The sequence below is a fragment of the Vibrio sp. CJQ_6 genome (assembly GCF_043106745.1).
GTDB classification, from domain to species: Bacteria; Pseudomonadota; Gammaproteobacteria; order Enterobacterales; family Vibrionaceae; genus Vibrio; species Vibrio furnissii.
In genome coordinates this window covers 215,070-232,700 of the sequence record NZ_JBICMV010000028.1, presented here as the reverse complement: position 1 = coordinate 232,700, position 17,631 = coordinate 215,070, and the positions used below count along the sequence as shown (strand labels likewise).

At 50.3% G+C, this 17,631-nt stretch carries 10 protein-coding genes; 1 reads left to right on the top strand and 9 read right to left on the bottom strand.

All coding sequences use genetic code 11. The features are described from left to right. Positions 1-20: 20 nt before the first annotated feature. Positions 21-1,055 carry an SUMF1/EgtB/PvdO family nonheme iron enzyme gene (locus ACF8PK_RS15890; protein WP_222789422.1) on the top strand — a complete coding sequence of 345 codons (1,035 nt, stop codon included), beginning with the start codon at positions 21-23 and terminating at the stop codon, positions 1,053-1,055. Positions 1,056-1,089: 34 nt separating this feature from the next. On the opposite strand, the gene ACF8PK_RS15885 is transcribed toward ACF8PK_RS15890, so the two are convergent. The 9 genes from ACF8PK_RS15885 to tssH all read right to left on the bottom strand — a co-directional run bounded on the left by ACF8PK_RS15885 (position 1,090) and on the right by tssH (position 17,631). After that, positions 1,090-3,606, bottom strand: a complete 2,517-nt coding sequence (locus tag ACF8PK_RS15885; RefSeq protein ID WP_392442320.1) for a LysM peptidoglycan-binding domain-containing protein — start codon at positions 3,604-3,606, stop codon at positions 1,090-1,092. Positions 3,607-3,608: 2 nt separating this feature from the next. Continuing rightward, a complete protein-coding gene (locus ACF8PK_RS15880) occupies positions 3,609-4,211 on the bottom strand; it encodes a DUF4123 domain-containing protein (protein ID WP_392442317.1) in 603 nt (200 codons plus the stop codon). After that, positions 4,193-6,280, bottom strand: a complete 2,088-nt coding sequence (locus ACF8PK_RS15875) for a type VI secretion system Vgr family protein (RefSeq protein ID WP_392442314.1) — start codon at positions 6,278-6,280, stop codon at positions 4,193-4,195. Before ACF8PK_RS15875 ends, ACF8PK_RS15880 begins: the two co-directional genes overlap by 19 nt. A gap of 186 nt (positions 6,281-6,466) precedes the next feature. Further along, entirely contained in the window at positions 6,467-7,744 is a 1,278-nt protein-coding gene (gene vasL / locus ACF8PK_RS15870) for a type VI secretion system protein VasL (RefSeq protein ID WP_392442312.1), read from the bottom strand. Positions 7,745-7,796: 52 nt separating this feature from the next. After that, positions 7,797-11,297, bottom strand: coding sequence for a type VI secretion system membrane subunit TssM (gene tssM / locus ACF8PK_RS15865; RefSeq protein ID WP_392442753.1), 3,501 nt, complete (start codon positions 11,295-11,297; stop codon positions 7,797-7,799). 63 nt (positions 11,298-11,360) lie between these two features. Next, a complete protein-coding gene (tssA, locus tag ACF8PK_RS15860) occupies positions 11,361-12,761 on the bottom strand; it encodes a type VI secretion system protein TssA (protein WP_392442309.1) in 1,401 nt (466 codons plus the stop codon). A 9-nt stretch (positions 12,762-12,770) separates the two neighbouring features. Next, the gene (vasI, locus tag ACF8PK_RS15855; RefSeq protein WP_004727184.1) at positions 12,771-13,382 is read right to left on the bottom strand and encodes a type VI secretion system-associated protein VasI; all 612 of its coding nucleotides are present in this window, start codon (positions 13,380-13,382) and stop codon (positions 12,771-12,773) included. A 44-nt stretch (positions 13,383-13,426) separates the two neighbouring features. Beyond that, a complete protein-coding gene (locus ACF8PK_RS15850) occupies positions 13,427-15,016 on the bottom strand; it encodes a sigma-54-dependent Fis family transcriptional regulator (RefSeq protein ID WP_004727185.1) in 1,590 nt (529 codons plus the stop codon). A gap of 2 nt (positions 15,017-15,018) precedes the next feature. Continuing rightward, positions 15,019-17,631, bottom strand: a complete 2,613-nt coding sequence (gene tssH / locus ACF8PK_RS15845; RefSeq protein WP_392442305.1) for a type VI secretion system ATPase TssH — start codon at positions 17,629-17,631, stop codon at positions 15,019-15,021.

Genomic DNA, 17,631 nt, shown 5'->3' with positions numbered 1-17,631 from the left:
AAAATGAATAGGATCAAATAATGACTTATAAATGGCTAGGCGTCCTTAGTTTCTTACCTATGTTAACTGCTTGTAACAGCAACATTGATGTATCAAGCAAAATTCTGTCCAAAGAACAAATACAGACCATCGTTAATAATATCAACTCACAATACCCAAATGTAGATCATGAGTTAAAACAAAACATCGCGGCAGTCGCCGTTAAGTCGATTGAGAATATGGTATTCGTAGAAGGCGGGACCTTTATTATGGGGGATTTTAGAATGCCCTGTATGAATGCCGATCTAAATCGCCCAGTCTGGACACCTGAGGCAAGCTGCTACAGTCAGGTCGAGATCGTAAATCGTGGTGCAGACATCCAACATGAAGTGACATTAAGCAGTTACTCGTTATCAAAATATGAAGCAGAGCTGCTTGATTACGATGTTTACCTACAAGCATTTAATCGACCATTTGAGCAACGAAAAATCGACGGTCAATATCTAAAGCGCAACTCCCAAGACTTTGAATCGAGAAAACCCCATTATGAAGGTAAGCCAGCGAGAAGAGTGGATTGGCAAGATGCGAAAAACTATTGTCAGTGGGTTGGGAAACTAACTTCTTTAGCTGTAGACTTGCCCACTGAAGCACAATGGGAATACGCAGCGCGCAGTCGTGGGCAAAAGCTTTACTACGCAACCAATAATGGGTTTAAGCAGTATAAAGGTGGAGGTTTTCATAACCCACAACTAGGCGGGTATGAGGAGTTTACCTCTGAAACCGCCAATATGGATACCGACCTAAATCCAGTTGGCACGTTTCAATCAAACCCTCTAGGTATCTTCGATATGACTGGAAACGCCACTGAGTGGGTCAATGATTGGTTCTCCAAAGATTATTACAAAGTGTCACCTAAGCTTGATCCTAAAGGCCCAGACAGTGGTCAGTACAAGGTTGTTCGAGGTTCGGGAGCAATGGTTACCGTGGCTCGTGCATTTAATGATTTAAAAGTCGAATATATCGCTATTAACTCAGGGTTTCGCTGTTCAGTTCAGAGCCAAGCTAGGCTTTATTAAAACTTAAGAGGCCGCCTTATGGCGGTCTCTTTGTTTAAACATAGTAACCATTGTTATTGTTCAATTGAGATATTTGCTGCTCTACCATTTCCCTCTTAGTTCGCCATGCATAGCCTGTACGCGGTGTATAAGGACGCATCTTGGCAAAATTACTTTCATCAATTTCATTTTCTTGAGCCAGTAAATATACCCAAGTATTAAAGCTTCGCTGCTGCTCACCATCTAAAATCGCATTAATGCGTGCTAAGTTGTCAAATAGGGCTTTATCGCCTTTTTGTTTCTCGCCCATTGTATTCATACGCGACAAAATCTCCTCGAAACGACGCCATGATTTCACAGCCCCAAATAACAATATGTAAATGGCCGTTTCCTGTTGTTCTTCCCATGAAAGATAAAAAGTCGTCACTAAGGTATTCAACATCATACCCACTGTTTCGGGAAGCAACTCTCCAAATGGTACGTCGCCAGTCACAGAGTGACCATCATTCCTTACTCCTTGAACGATACGTTCGGCAAGATAATATGCTTCTTTTTTCTTTTCGGATTCAATTTCCCAGTTATCTAAACGAGCATCCCACCAACTCTTAATTGATTGAGTGCTATTCATGATCGCGTGTTTGAGCGCCTCTTCAGGGTTAGTAATAAAATCAGCGGCAAACGCAGCATAACTAGAACGCATAAAGTGTTTGTAGACTTCACGGTCTATATTATCGAGAATTCGATAATCGGTAGCTTTTAATCCTTTAAATAAGATAACAGCGAGCTGCCATAACTGCTCAAAGTCAATCGCAGTACCAAAGCCTCCGCTGGCTCCTGGCCCAAAAACCAAACGCCCCGAGCAGTTGAAATAAAACTGTCCATTATCAAGCGCCAACTGGAAATCCCACCCAGCACCTGCACCGATAGCGATATTCCCATTCGCGCCTACTTTGGCTAAGGTGGCAAAATCAAACACCTTATCGAACTTGGCATCTGGTGGGGCTTGCCACTCCAACCCGCCTTCAACTTGTCCGCCAGCCTGAACACCACCGAAAATATCCGCTTTAACTCCAACACCACCAGAGGGACTTGTACCCATATTGATAGTTGGGGCCAACAATACTTTATGCCCCGGATTTTCATTCGGTTGATTACTGATATCTAAACGACCATTAGCCATTCCACCAATAAAGCAACTCAGCATAAGGCTCATCTTTGCTCTGAAACAACCAAATGGGTAAACGGCTGGTTGTTTGTTGGCGTCAATATAACTCAGTTCAACCGCGTATCCCCTTTCATAAGGGAAATAGCGATTTAAGCCTACCGCCCCTTCAGCTAAAGCAAAGCTTGCTTCTGCACCAATACCGATATCAACCTTACCATTGGTCGGTTCAAGCACACTTTTAACACTTGCCTGTGCGGCAAAGCGCAGCAGTTGGGCCTCTTCTGTTACAGCAAACAACACTTCGCCATTCTCATCATAGAGCTTTTGTGTTGCCTTCCATTCGTGGGCCTTCCACCCCTCTGCTTTCCAACTAGCAAATACCGCTTCAAGCTTGCTGGCATCGATATCATTTTGAACACCTTGTTTGATGTCTTTAATAAAGGCTTGCTTTAAACCATTCCAGTCACGAGCCTCAAGCGCCTTAGTGGCTTCTGTTTTGACCGGATTTCGAATCCAACGAGTTTTTGCTTGTTCAAAAAAGTCGACTCGAATGTAGACCAATCTATTTTCGCTGGCCAGCCAAGCTTCCACTACGTGCCTGCGTGCGGGTTTACGTTCAAAAGTTTTAGGGTTGAAGTTTTTTAGATCAATCCCTTGTTTATTGGATGATTCACGCGCTGCTGGTTGATTGACGAGTGTTTTCCAATGAGCAATTTCTTTATCAATTCCTTCTATCACTTTGTCGCGCATAGTCACTACTGACCATTCAGAGAAGAAAGGGACATAGTTTTTCACCATGACACGTCGCTTCTCCAGCTCAGTAATTTTACTTGCGATATAATGCTGAGTTGGCGCCGTATTTGATGATTGTGTCGCTACACCTACCGTAGGTTGTGGCTCTTCAACATTAATCGCCCCCGCATAGACACACTGTTCAAGCCACGCTTTTTTCTTTAGTGCATGCTCTTGTATCTTATTGGGGTCAACATTATCTCCTTGAGGTGCATTTTCCAGCAGCTCTTTATAGCCTTGGATGAGTTCGTCCGTGTATTTGATCTCTTCTTGCAGCTTCGTTTGATGCTCTTGCGTCAAACAGTAATATTCTGTTGGAGAATCTCCTGTAACAAAGAGAACATCATGCACCTCTACACCTTTACAATCAGGCTCTGAAATAATTTCTCCAGAGGTTTTAGGCTCTAGGTTTTGACTTGGTGGTTCAATGGAGTAATCCGGCTCTAACTCTTCAATGTTTTTCTTTTCAGGCAGAGTCAGTGTATCGCCTGCACGAATATAATTCGGATTGCTTTGATATTGCGGATTAAGTACCAACAAATCGGTATATTCGACGTCTTGGTCAATGGCAATTTGGAGTAGAGAGTCACCCGGCTGAATAGTATATGTAGGCATAATTATACGGCTCCGCGACTTTGCGTTAGAATCGATTGCATTGTTGATATGTGCTCAGGTGTGATTGTCCATTGATAGGGCTCAGGAGGATGAACAATTTCAGAGATACGAGCAGACAGCCACTGCTCTTGATACCAATAGATTTGCAAGACATCTTGAAAGAATAGGCTGCGTTCTTCATCCGTCATTGAGCCGAGTAAAGGCAGCAGCGTTCTTGGCTCATAATAGCGAAGCAATGCCGTCGCTTTACCTGTCATAACAATCAATCCATTTCTAAGAATCATGCTCAATCTATCTTGCGACGTCCCTTTCTTAACGAACAGCAAACACCCGCATGGTGTGGCTTCCATTCTTTCTACAGCTAGTTTGAACATATTGACTTGCTCATCCAGAGCAACCAAAACCGGACCTTGTTCAATATTGGCAAACTGTGTTTTTTCGAATAATGGGATATGGATGGGCTCAGACACTTCTTGATAGAGTTGAGTTTGCCATTGCGGCCATAGCTCCGGCTCAATAATCATGTAAATATCAAACTCGCCTTTCGTTAGAGGCGCTAAACCAGTATCAACTCGCCACTGCGTATTTAGTTGTGAATTTGACATTTACCACCTCCGTCGCATTGGCAAAGCTCTTTTAATAACGAACCATTTTCTACCATCTGCGAGTAAGCGCTTGGCGTAATAGTAGGCAAAGTAATCTCTTCAGGATCAGTAATCATCTCAACACCTTTAGGAAGTGCAGCAATTTGCCCAGCATAACCACTCCCACTGCCTGCACTTCCCCCAGCATTAAGGTTAATCGCGGATCCTGAAAGGTGGACGCCACCGGCGTCGACCTTCACAAAACTTCCTCCAGCCTTTAAGGTGACCTCTGCACCAGCTTCGACCACAATTTTGGTGCCACCTTTCAGTGAAATTTCACGCCCAGCTTGCACCGCAATCAGCTTCGCGACTTTGTTTTGTGAAGCGCCAGCAATCTCAACACTACGGTCAGCTACGATTTTAGTGCGGCTTTCGCCGCCCACCGTCAGATGTTGATTGTTTTTGATCTGAGTAAAGCGATCGTTCTCCACCGTGAGGTGTTTGTCGTGCTTTATGACGCTGGTGTGGTCGTTTTCAATCAGGCCATCAAAGTCTTTCTGCGCGTGCAGGTAAATTTGTTCGCTGCCCGCTTGGTCTTCAAAACTGAGTTCGTTATAACCCTGCCCCTGATGAGTTTCGGTGCGCAGCACGGTTTTGGTTTTGTTGTCTGGCAGCGTATATGGCGCAGTGTTGGTGGCGTGATAGGTCCGACCGGTGACAATCGGTTGATCGGGGTCGCCATTGAGAAACGACACAATCACTTCATGGCCGATGCGCGGAATGGCAATCATGCCGTATTGACTGCCCGCCCAGCCTTGTGAGACACGCACCCAGCAGGAGCTGTGCTCATCACCGTTGGAATAGCGATCCCACGGGAAATGCAGTTTTACACGACCGTGTTCATCACAGAAGATCTCTTCACCTTCTGGCCCAACGACTGTGGCGATCATCGGGCCATCAACCTGAGGTTTGGCTTGCGGCGTAGCGCGCCAAGTGCGATGCGCCGGGATGAGCGAGAATTGGTTCGCGTAGGTGGTCGCGCCATTGCCGCCAGCTTCTTGCAGCGCCTGAGGCTGCGTGCCTTGGCTGGTGACACGCACCACCAACCAATCTCGGTTTAAGGTGTCATCAAGGTGCTCTTGCAAGTCAAACTTCACCCCCGGACGCAGCAGTGGTTGGTTGCTTTTACCCGTTGCGGTGCGCGCGTTGCGGCGCAAATAATCGAGGCGGATCTGGCTGAACGCTTTACCGCTGACATCGTCTTTATAGCGCCCCGGCGCATCGAAATGTTCGTAGTCTGGCTGCTGGTAGTCCATTTCGGTCCCGACCGCTTGCTGGGCAAACGAGTACGTCGGCTTTTTAAAACTGTAGTCTTGCAGCGCCGTTTGACTCACCTTCGATTGGGTGTGCACGCTCAGCGCCGAGATATACGGTGATTCAATCATGCCTCCTGCCAGCGTGTTGTACGGGATTGGCTCACCGAGCTTCGGCAGGCTATCTGTGGCGTCGCTGAATATCAGCGTGTGTTTGCCTTCTTCATGAATGAAGCTGTACACCAACCCTTCTTCGGCCGCTAAGCGATGGAGAAAATCTAAGTCGGTTTCGCGGTACTGAACGCAGAATTCACGCTGCGCGCAGTCGCGAGTCAGCGCAAAGGCGTAATCGTTGATACTCATTTCCTGCAGCAGGATAGAGAGGATTTCCGGCACAGTTTTAAGTTGGAAGATGCGGCTGTTATGGCGCAGAGACAAACGCTCTAAAGCAGGGACTAACGTGAGTGAATAAAAGGTATGGTGATGGCCGGTATCGCCCTGCGTAAAGCAGCGCACGATGCCGTTTACGCGTTGAACCAGCACATCATCGCGATAGAGCGTCAGCTCCGCGACTTTATCTACCACCATCTCGGGCGTTAGGTTGGCATGCCGACTGGCGAGCGCCAATTCATAACGAAACCCGTAGCACGGTTGTTCATTCAATAACTGCCCATTCATGCGTTCGCTAGAAAGCGTCTCCTGCCCCTCGAACTCACACACCACCAGCGTGTCGTCCTCCAGACCTTCCACATGAAACTGATACTTTAACGTCGCCATCCTGCCATTCCTATGCTGTCACTGATTTCACTTGATGCGCCGAATAGTCAGCAAGCGCAGTGCCAGTTTGTTTTTATTGATATTCAATGAGTTAAAATGAAATCTTCACTCATTAAGGCAACTATCTGCCTACCCCAAGCAAGAAGCTGCTTTCATCGCAACTTCTTGCTTCTTGGTCTTGTTGCACTATTGCGCGATTGGCTGCCCACTCAACGACTCTTCCAGTTGAGCCATCGTCCAGCTCAAATTATTGAGACGAGTTTTCAGAATCTCCAACTCTTTGCGCGCCGATTCGAGTTCGCCTTGCTTAATCAGATTCTGCACATAATCGACCCGGCCATAGACCGGCGACAAACTCACAGCAAAATCTTCCAACGATTTGGTCTGGCGCTGTAAATCACGCCATTTTTCGCGCTTAGCCAACAGCGAAATATTGGCCATCTTGGTACGAATTTCGCCAAATCGCTGCACAAACAGTTCGGTTTGCTCCAGTGCAGCTCGCTGCGCTGCACTAAACGCTTCATCGCTTGTTTTAATTTGCTCATCGTCTGGATAGAGTGTGCGTAGTGTTGCCATTTCATGCATCGCTTCGCGTTTGCTCTGTTCCATCGAAATAGCGCTTTTTTGCCCGATTGATTGCTCATAAAGTGGCACCAGATCGCTTTTCCAACGTGCAATTTGATTGTCAGACACAGACTGTTGAAAATGGCGGCGCGCATCGTCACTGCTGAGCGTCGCGACCTCAACACGCGTGGCGTAATCGCTGGTGTGAAACCACGGAATCACCTGATATCCCCACACCGCACCCACAGACAAAACACAACCCGTCACAAAGGCCAGCGACAATCGCATGCGATGGACGCGTCGCAGCACTTGTGGCTCTGCGTCCCCCGCCTGTTGGTGTTGCCGTTTCACTAGGCTGTGATATTGGGTTTCAATGCGGTCGATGTGTTCAAAGAGCGCAAACCCGACGCCTTCGAAATCCACCAAATACTCCGGTTGCTGCCGCTCAAGCTGATGGTGGATACGTTCGCAAAAACGTTCGCAACGATATAAATCGCGTAGCGATTCGTAGTTGGGCTTCAGGTCTTTGAGCTCCTGCACCACTCGGGCGTTGACCCAATCCAAGACTTCTTTACGCATCTTGGCGGTTTTCACATCCGGCTGACTTTGATTGCTCAAACTGACACTCAGTAATTCCAACCCGTTGGCATACCCAGCTAATCCCACCGTTTTTAGATTGGCGACCGCAAAGTAACCGCACATCAACAAGTCCAGCCCGGCACGCTTTGCCAACGCGTCACAAGATTCGCGCACGACTTCCCAATCGGTTCCCCCCGCTAACGGATTAAATCGACGGTTAATCTCATCTCTGATTTTCTGGTAAACATCCAGTTGACGAATGGCATCGGTGTCATTGGTCAAACGGTAGTAAGCGTTATCAATAAATAAAGTGTTGGACATGTACAACGTCGTCCTAAATCAACAGGAGCGGGAAACCCGCTCCTTTATTTTTTTAATACAAGGTTTTAGACAGTTTGAACGATCTGAACAGACGTTCCGTGAATGGGTTGGCATCGGCTTCAGCGTTGATGCGGTAAATCATATCGCCGCCATCCACCGCGAATTTATAATCCACCGACGTGGTACTCGCGGCCACCACGTCCCCTTGGTCAAGCAGGCGGAAGAATGCCCACGGCCCCTGAATATTGATGCTGCGTGGTGACATGTTGGTTTTGGTCGGAACCAGCGTCACTTTCGACACAGCCGAATCCCGCAGTGTGTTTGGCCAAATCAGCTCCACGCTATCGCGCGGACCATGGCTATACGCCAGATATTGACCATCGACATTCAATACACTGCGGCGTTTATTGCCACTCAAACGCAGCGGTTCAACTGAGAAGCTGACATCCAAAATGCCTTTGCGGTTAAAGAAGGCTTCACGGATTTTTTGCGCCTGTTTGATCTGACTGAGCACGTCTTTGCGAATGATCGACTGCGAGGTGTCGTCGTTATTCACCGTGATGTTCTCTTCGATGAACATGCGCAACTGATTGTTGTAGAAGCTATCCAGCGTACCATTCGGAGCAAAGAACGATTCAAAATCTTCCAGTGACGCATCTTTTTTCGATGCGGCATTAAACGGATAACGCCCCGCCAGTTTCTCTTCGAACGTCTTGTAGACATCTTCATGCCAACGCACTTCGAGGTGTTTGATCGCCTCTTGTTTCACCACATACCAGCTCTCATCCGCCAGTTTGGCGACCATCGTATCGAGCGGTTTGGGCAAGCCAGACGCGATGCGTTTCAAGGTATAGATTGGGTCTGCATTGACGAGCTTCACTCGCGCCTTGGTCGCATCAAGCGCTGCCATGCCGACATCCGGCGCATCCTGAATCGATTTCAGGTAGGTCTTCAGCTCTTCCACCGATGCCAACACTTCATGAAGATACGCAGGCTTATCACCAACAGGTTTGATCATGTTGTTCAAATCAGAGAACGGCGCTTCGATCATCGAGGCCACTTTATATTTGGGACTCTTAAGCAACTCTTTCTGCGCGCTGTCGTCTTTTGGCAAGGCGGCAAACATCTTGGTGTTATCGTCGAGTGTACGCAGCAGACGTTGCAGCGGTTCGATGTTGCCCGTCAGGTTGTCCAGCACCGTGACGGCATCATTGATATCGCTGAAATATTTCATGTCGATTTCATTTAACGCCGCACGCCAAGTGTTGGTGTAATCCGCCACGTACAGATTTCGAATCTTATCGCGCAGCGCTTGTTTGTCCGCTTCACTGAACTGCGCCGACTTCGACTGCCCTAAAACCCAACTGTCGATCAATGCCAGTTCCGACACCGATTCAGACTGCGGCATAAAGTAATCTTCAAAGCCGCGCTTGGTGAGCATTTGCGGAATGTACAGCGTGCTGCTGTTCATCACGCGCTCTTCAAACACCACGTCAAATACCGGCCCCACCAGATTACGCAGGTTGATCGCCGGGCCAAGCACCGTTTGCGCATTCAGCTTCAGGTTACGGTAAACACGTTGATCGTTTGGCATTGACCCCAAATCACGTTGCACATTCGCGATGGTATTGTCATACGGCTTCATCACCTGATTGGCGACTTTATCGCCGCGCGCACGCTCACCCGCTAAATCGGTATGACGCATGGCGTAATCGAGGTGACCCAACAGTTCTTCCTGAATTTCACGGCGACCTGAGAACTCCTGCTGCCAATATTTGGCAAAGTAATCCATCACGTAATCTTTGTAGCGGCCGCTTTTATCTACCATCATGCGATACACGCGCAGCACCGCCAGTTTTTCTTCATCCGTTTGCGCCTGATTCAGGTCAACCACCACATCCGCCATCAGCAGCGGCAGAAAACGGCTTTCCAGCAGGTTCAGATACGTCGCTTCCACCATCGGCCCGATGGTATGGCCCTGATACAGGCCAAAATCAGAAATAAAGCGCGGTTTTTCACGGAAGAAACCAAACTCCAACGTGGCTTCACGAATTTTGTTCAGCGGCTCTAGCACATCTTTTTGCGATGCCAGATACACATTGGACGGGTATTGATCGTTGTACTGGTTCACCTTCGCCAGCACCGCATCGGAATGCTTGATGTTGGCCAAGTAGTTACGATGCCAAGTCCCGGCAAGCAGCACAGTCGCAATCGAACAAGTGAGGAACGACAACGCAATCAAGCGGCGCTTTTGGCGCGCAATTCGAAAGTTATCCGACGCCAGTCCAGCTTCCGGATAAATGATGTTACTGAACAGCTTCTGGGTGAAATAGATGGTTGAGTTTTTCGCGCGCTGAGCAGTATTGACCGCATGCGATAAACCGTAACGGCGCGACGCCGCATCATCGAACGCATTGGTCGGCACACCTTGCTGATACACCGAAGTAAAGTAAGCCCCACGTACCAGTGCGGAAGTGGAGAACTGATCACTCGCCAAAGCATCTTGGAAAAATTGCGTCAGGATTTCTTTCAAACCGGAGATCTGGCGCGTGAAACTGTAGATGGCATTACGTTCATCCAGCGACATTGGTGCCGAAACCGCATGGGGCAAGACCCCATGAATCCGCTCGACAAACTCGGCGTATTCTTTGGCAAACTCTTCCAACCAGTGATCCAAGTTATCAATTGAATCCAGCGAGAAGGTAAAGCCCAGCACTTCTTCACGCTGGCTCTTGGTGTAGTGTTTGAAAAACGGTTCAAAGCCATACAGAAGATCAAGTTTGGTCAGTGCAATGTACACCGGCAAACGCGTTGAAAGAGTTTCCATCAGCTCACGCAGACGAGCGCGCAGCAGACTGGCGTAGGCTTTACGCTCCGATGCCGTTGCCGTTGCCAAGTGCGACACATCCAACGCCAAGACAATACCGTTCAGCGGACGGCGACTGCGAGTTCTGTCCAGCCAATTGACAAAATGCAGCCACAAACGGCGCTCCATCGATCCGTCGTTGTCTTCACTGCGATTGCCCTGTGTCAGCAGCTCACCATCCGGGTCAATCAGTACCGATTCATCGCCAATCCACCAATCAAACGAGTATGGGTTTTCGCTTTTCTGTCCTGAAGCACGCATCACCGACGAGAACACAAATTTCTGGCCGGAGCGGTTAATCAGGCTGGTTTTACCCGCATTTTCTAGCCCCAACACCAGATACCATGGTAGCGCATACAAATAATTGCGCTTATTGAGGTTCTGTTTCATGTTGACCATGACCTGATTCAGTTCGACTTCCTGACGTTCCTCGAATAACTGAATCGGGTCTTGGCGCAGTTGCTCATCACGTTTCTGCTGCGCTTGATAGCCTTGCAGTTTACGCCATTGCCAAAAGCCCCAAACGGCGAATGCGCCCAGAGTAAACAGGCTGCTTGCGACCGCACGAGCCCCCACAGACTCGAGCGGCTTGTGACCGGAAACCTCTAGCCAAGGGCCCGCCCACCAAATTGCGACGTTCAGTAAAATGAACGTGGTGAATAGCAAAATCGGCAAAGCAGCCACCATTCCCGGCTTGAGCTTTCTCACTATTCCAACAATAAATTTCCACATGTGAATTGTGTCCTTCGTTTACTCTGACGTTGTATATCGTTCTAATTGTTCCACCAGCGACGGTTCCCAATCGGTAACCTGCATGGTGGTGACTTGATGATGTAAGGTTTGATACTGCGCTTTCGCCATCGCATCGAGATGATTGGCGTTGAGCAGATCGGCAGAAAGCATCCGCCAGTAAAATTTGTCGCGCGGCTCCGTGGCTGCCACCAGGCCGTCATTGAGCATCGACAAGGCGACCGCGATGCCGCCTTCTTTTGCCAAAGCCATCGCTTCTTTGCGTTTTTCCTGCCAATCACCGCCCACACTTTGCCCGCTAGTCGAGCCGTTGGCGGATGCCAGCCATTCCTTCACGCTGTCGGAGACAAACGGTTCGCCCCCCTTAAATTTGAGTTCCAGCAGCGAAGGCATCCGGGCGAGAAATTGCTGCGTTTCTTCTGTGATGGCTAGGCACCAGCTCTCTTTACCCAAGTGTTGTGCAATGGTGAAGCTCATCAGTTGGCCGTCAAACCAGTACGGGGAGAGCGTGAGGCTCTGCTCGACCTTACGCCAAAGCGTCAGATCCGCATGACGCATCTGATCCTGATAATCTTTCATTCGGTCTTGCTGCATGCCGCGCAGCATGGTTTCACCATCGGCTTTGTGATCCGGCAACGTGGTAATCGTCCCCCACACGGCGTAGCGGCGCAGGCGAATCGACAGCGCAATGCCAAATTCCTGCTCAGCAAGAAAATCCGCGACTTTGAGCAGCGTCTGCTTGGCCGCTTTGTCACTGGAGTTATCTACCGACAAGGCTGAACTGGTCGTGGTCGGGCGCGGCGACTCAACAGGCTTGGCCGTTTGCTGCTGCTCGGCTTGCTGACGCGCTTCGACTTTATTCAGTTCACTCTGAACCGAGCGAGCCACCGCTTCGACCACATCCGAACTCAGCCCCTGCGCCTCAATGACGTTTTGCCATGCAACCACCGCCTCATTCAATGCTTGGCGGTCCTGCGCATCAAACTGATTAAAATCGATTTTTTCAGTCGCCATCGAAAAACGCTGTGCAATCTGACTGAAAAACTTGCGTCTTGGCAGGTTGCCGCGTTTGCCCGGCGCGGGATAACTCGCTTCCCAGAAAGACGCCATAAAGTCGCTCATCAGCTCAAAGGAGAGAATAAAGCGGGATGGCGACAGTTGGTTGTGCAGGCATTGCAGCAGATACACCAGCAGCTTGATGTCTTTGGTTTTGCCTTGCAGCAATTTCAGCGCACTGTGTTCCACTTCGTCCCACTGCACGCTGCCGTGCGATAGCGAGCCCACTTTCATCATTTGATCTTCGATAAACTCAAACAGAGGATCGTCAATCAAACGCTCGCCGACCGGATTGTCTCCGGCAATCGGCTGTGCCACACAGCGGCGGTATTCCGTTAATTCCATGCAGGCCTCCTACCAACCACAGCGTTCACGCAGTGCCGACAACGCGTCGTTTAGCTCACCTGCATCAAACTGTAAACCGTCCGCAAATGGCGCGTTAGAGCGCAGCACCAGACGCGGCGCTCTTGCCATCGATTTCATCATCTCAATGGCGGGAATGCCGCGTGCCGACGACATCAGAACACCGCTGTCATCGCTGCGTAGATACTCCGGCGGCGCATTGGCTACCGATACCTGAATGCGCGCATCGTCCACACTGCTTGGCAGCGCCAGTTCGACGCGGCTCAGGTTATCAATGCAACTCATCATCAGGATGGGTTTGGCATCGTGCTCAAACCGAGTGGTGCGATTGAGCGCCTTCAGCGTGACCCAAGCATTGCTGCCTTTGCCTTCCCCTTCAGTCACCAGCACCATCGCCGCATCACTGCCGCCAGCCGCTTGCATCGCTCGCTGCCAAGACGGTGGCACGTTCTGCTTAGGGGCGCTCGCCACTTCATCCACGGGCGTTTGAAAAACGTGGTCAAAACAGGCCAAACGTTCTAAGCGCCCCGTGATGGCGCGGCATTGCTCCGCCTGCATCACCAACGCATTAGACTCTTGCGCCCATGCCGAAGCCGACAGCATCAATAGCAGTGCACTGGCCCCGGGAAATGCATATCGCGATCTTGTCATAACGCCTTAATCTCCAGCTTCTGACATTTGTACGCCAAGGTGCGCTTCGGAATGCCAAGGCTCTGCGCCGCTTTGGCGCGGTCACCCGAAAAGTGATTGAGGCGTTCGCGAATGATTTTTTCTTCAAAGTCGCTCAGTGCTTGTTTGAGATCGTGAATCACCGAGTAGTTTTGTCCCGTCGTTGCTCGGGCGTGCTGAGGTTGAGTCGCCTGCGGCATAATGGGCTCATCGTGAGCAGACACCGCTGGCGATAGCATCGCCATCGAAGCAATGCGGTGCGTAAAACAGTGCTCTTCAACCTGCGTGCCATCGGCTGTTTGCGCGCAGCCAAATTCAATCAGATGCTTGAGTTCACGGACATTGCCCGGGAAATCATGTTGTTTGAGGCAATCGATCGCGCTGTAGTGCAGGCCACGAATGTTTTTGCCGTGCTGCTGATTGAACACACGCACAAAATGTTGTGCCAGCAAATCCACATCATCCAGACGGGAAGCAAGGCGTGGCAAGGTGATCGGATACTGGAACAGACGATAGTAAAGGTCCTGACGAAACGCTTTGCGACGCACCTGATCCAGCAAGTTGACATGCGTTGCCGACACCAAGCGAAAGTCTGATGTCAGTTCTTGTTTGCCCCCGACCGGACGGAAGGTTTTCGACTCCAGCACCCGCAGCAGCTTTGCTTGCAACGCCAGTGGCATATCGCCGATTTCATCGAGAAACAAGGTGCCGCCGTTGGCTTGGGCGATCAGCCCCTGCTTATCACTGTCTGCACCTGAGAAGGCGCCTTTACAGTACCCAAACAGTTCACTTTCAAGCAGATTTTCCGGAATAGCGGCACAGTTGATGGCCACAAACGGCGCATGTTTGCGTGATGAAAGATCGTGCACCGCTTCGGCTGCCAGTTCTTTCCCCGTACCCGTTTCCCCCTGCACCATCACCGACAAATTAGAGCTGGCCGCGCTGACGATTTGCTCACGCAGCTTCTGCATCACCTCACTGTCGCCAATCAGTTTACGCGACAGGTCGCTCACCAATACACGCTGCACGGAATCACGTTGAATGTCACATAGCGACTCTTTAAGCGCGCGGCGGTTTTGTTCTTCCCGTTCCATGTCATGCAGCAGTGACCACTGCTGCGAGAACACATCGATGAATTTCAGGAAGGCATCATCTTGGAAAATGTTCGCCACCACATGACTTTCGCCAATCAACAGCAAAATCGATTGCACATGGCGATGCCCCATCGGCAACGGTTGAATCCACACGGAATCAAACATTCCTACTTTTGACACCAGTTGGCTGAATGTGCGATTTGACTGCCAGAACACCAGCTCTTCCGCGGTCAGATGCATGGCTTTTGACGATTGCAGCACATGCGCAAACGGATTATCAAAATCGGTGACCGCCCATGAATAGGTCAGGCGTTCATCATGAGGGACCAAGAGACGACCATCAGAGCTGGGCATCAACAACATCGCGTTCGAAAGCCCAAGCTCCTGCGCGATGATGTCAACAAACCGAGTCGCCAACTGGTGCGGCTTTCGAAGGCCCACCAGATCGGCGGTGAACGCGAGCCAGTTACTCATGATTACGCCACCTCTCCTTTAAATTCACCGTCCTGCGCATCCAAATGAATGCGATGCACGGGTTGCTTCTCTGCCAGTTTATTCAACAGCGCCAGCGACACAGGCGGCAGCAGTTGACCTTCAATGATGGCTTCAAGCATGCGAGCACCGTTTTCGCTGCGCGTGGCGCGATTTAAGATCTCTTCAATCAGGCGATCTTCAATCACCACCTCAGCGTTGTAGCGATCGCGGAACAGTTTCTCCAGACGTGCCAGTTTGCCTTTGACGATCAGCTCCAGAATCGCTTTGTTGAGTGGCATATATGGAATCACTTCCATACGCGCCAACAACGCAGGTTTAAAAAATGCGGCCAATTCGGGGTACAGCGCTTCATCCAGAGCTTTGGGATCGTCCGCGAAGTCCACGATGGTTTGATAACCAAGATTCGAGGTGAGGAAGAACACAATATTTTGGCAGTCGATTAAACGCCCTTCGCCATCGGCCAGCTCACCTTTATCAAACGCTTGGTAAAAGATGTTCAGTACTTCAGGGTGGGCTTTTTCCACTTCGTCCAGTAGCACAACGGAATACGGCATTTTGCGAATCGCTTCGGTCAGGATGCCCCCTTCGCCGTAGCCCACATAGCCTGGCGGTGACCCGATCAAGCGAGAAACTGTATGCTTCTCTTGGTACTCCGACATATTGATGGTGGTGAGGAATTGCTTGCCGCCATAAAGCTGTTCGGCAAGCTGCACCACCGTTTCAGTTTTACCCACGCCACTCGGCCCCACCAGCAAGAAAGCGCCTTTCGGACGTCCCGGACGGCGCAGATCCGCACGCGCCGTCAGCAAATGGCGATGGACACGCTCAATCGCAGTATCTTGGCCTTTGATGGCCGCGCCGAGGATGTCGGTCAAGTGGGTAATTTTATGCAGTTCATCGGTGTTCATTTGATCAACCGGAACGCCCGTCCAATCGGCAATCACTTCGGCGATTTGCTCTGCATCGACTTGGGGGTGCATCAAACGCTCATGGTGCGCAATCGCCGCCAGCGTTTGATATTGCGTGTTGAGTTCAGCTTGCAGCGCCGCGTGGGCATCCTCTTCCACATCATCTGCCGTCGACATGGCCATGAGTTCCGCTCGCAGGCTGATGATCGACTCAATCAATTCTTTTTGTTGCTGCCAGCTTGCGGTCAGCGCGGCTTTTTCCGCTTCGTCTGCCTGTTCCTGAGTGCGCAGCTCATCTAGACGAGCATGATCAACGTCTCGACCGAGGTATTGCGCGCGCTCTAGCATGTCAATTTCCAACTGACGTTGGTGACACGCAGTTTCCAGCAGCGCCAGACGTTTGGGCGGCGTGGTCATGTTGATGGCGATACGGGCACAAGCGGTGTCCAGCACATCAATCGCTTTATCTGGCAGCTGACGACCTGAGATGTAGCGCGCGGATAATTCTGCCGCTGCTTTTAACGCATCATCGGTAATCAGCACGTTATGCGCTTTTTCATACACACTGTTGAGGCCGCGCAAAATGTCGACCGCTTGGGGAATCGTCGGTTCTTCTAACTTCACCAGTTGGAAACGGCGCGTCAGTGCCGGATCTTTTTCAAAGTATTTTTTGTACTCTTTCCACGTCGTCGCCGCGACGGTGCTCAGCTCGCCACGCGCCAGAGCGGGTTTCAGCAAGTTTGCCGCGTCACTGCCGCCTTCCTGATTTCCGGAGCCAATCAAGGTGTGCGCTTCATCGATAAACAGAATGACCGGCTTTGGCGAGCTCTTAATCGCATCGATCACGCCTTTCAAGCGTTTCTCAAACTCCCCTTTCACCGAAGCACCCGCTTGCAGCAAACCGAGATCCAGTGAGAGCAGCTCAACGTTTTGGAGCTGTGTCGGCACGGTGCCTGCGACCACACGCAGCGCCAAACCTTCAATCATGGCACTTTTACCGACACCCGCATCCCCGACCACAATCGGGTTGTTTTTGCGGCGGCGGCACAAAATATCGATCATCAGGTTGAGTTCGTTCTCACGACACAGCACCGGATCCAGTTCTTGATTGCGCGCCTGTTCGGTCACGTTGGTGCAGTACTTGGTGAGCGGAGAATTGTTCCCTTCCAGACGATTGGCGGCGCCCTGCGTTGCTGTGGGTTTACTGACTTCAGTTTCTGCCGAATCAGCCACAATCACATCAAAATGTTTTTTCAGATTTTCACGGTTAATGCTTTCAAACAGACTGATCAGTTTGAAAGGCAGATAACGGTCAGCGCGTGTGATTGCCGCAAGAAAAATTGCACCCGAGCGCAATTCGCTTTGGTCCAGTTCGGTGGTGGAAAGCAGCCATGCTTCTTGCAACAGCTCGACCAGCAAGGGGGAAAATGCTGGATACGTATCGAGCACTTGTTCGCGCGCATAGCTGGCGGCCAAAGCTTGTTTTACGGCATCCAGTTCCAGATTGGCCTGTTTCAGAATCAAGCGCACATCCGACAACGGGTTGTCCGTCAATACATCCAAATAATGTTCAAACGTCACTTCCGGATGCTGACGTTCGATACACAGCGAGGCCGCCTGCTCAAGAGCCAGCTTACTTTGGGCGTTTAATTTTGAAATCAGAGTGGGTAGTTCAATACGAATCAC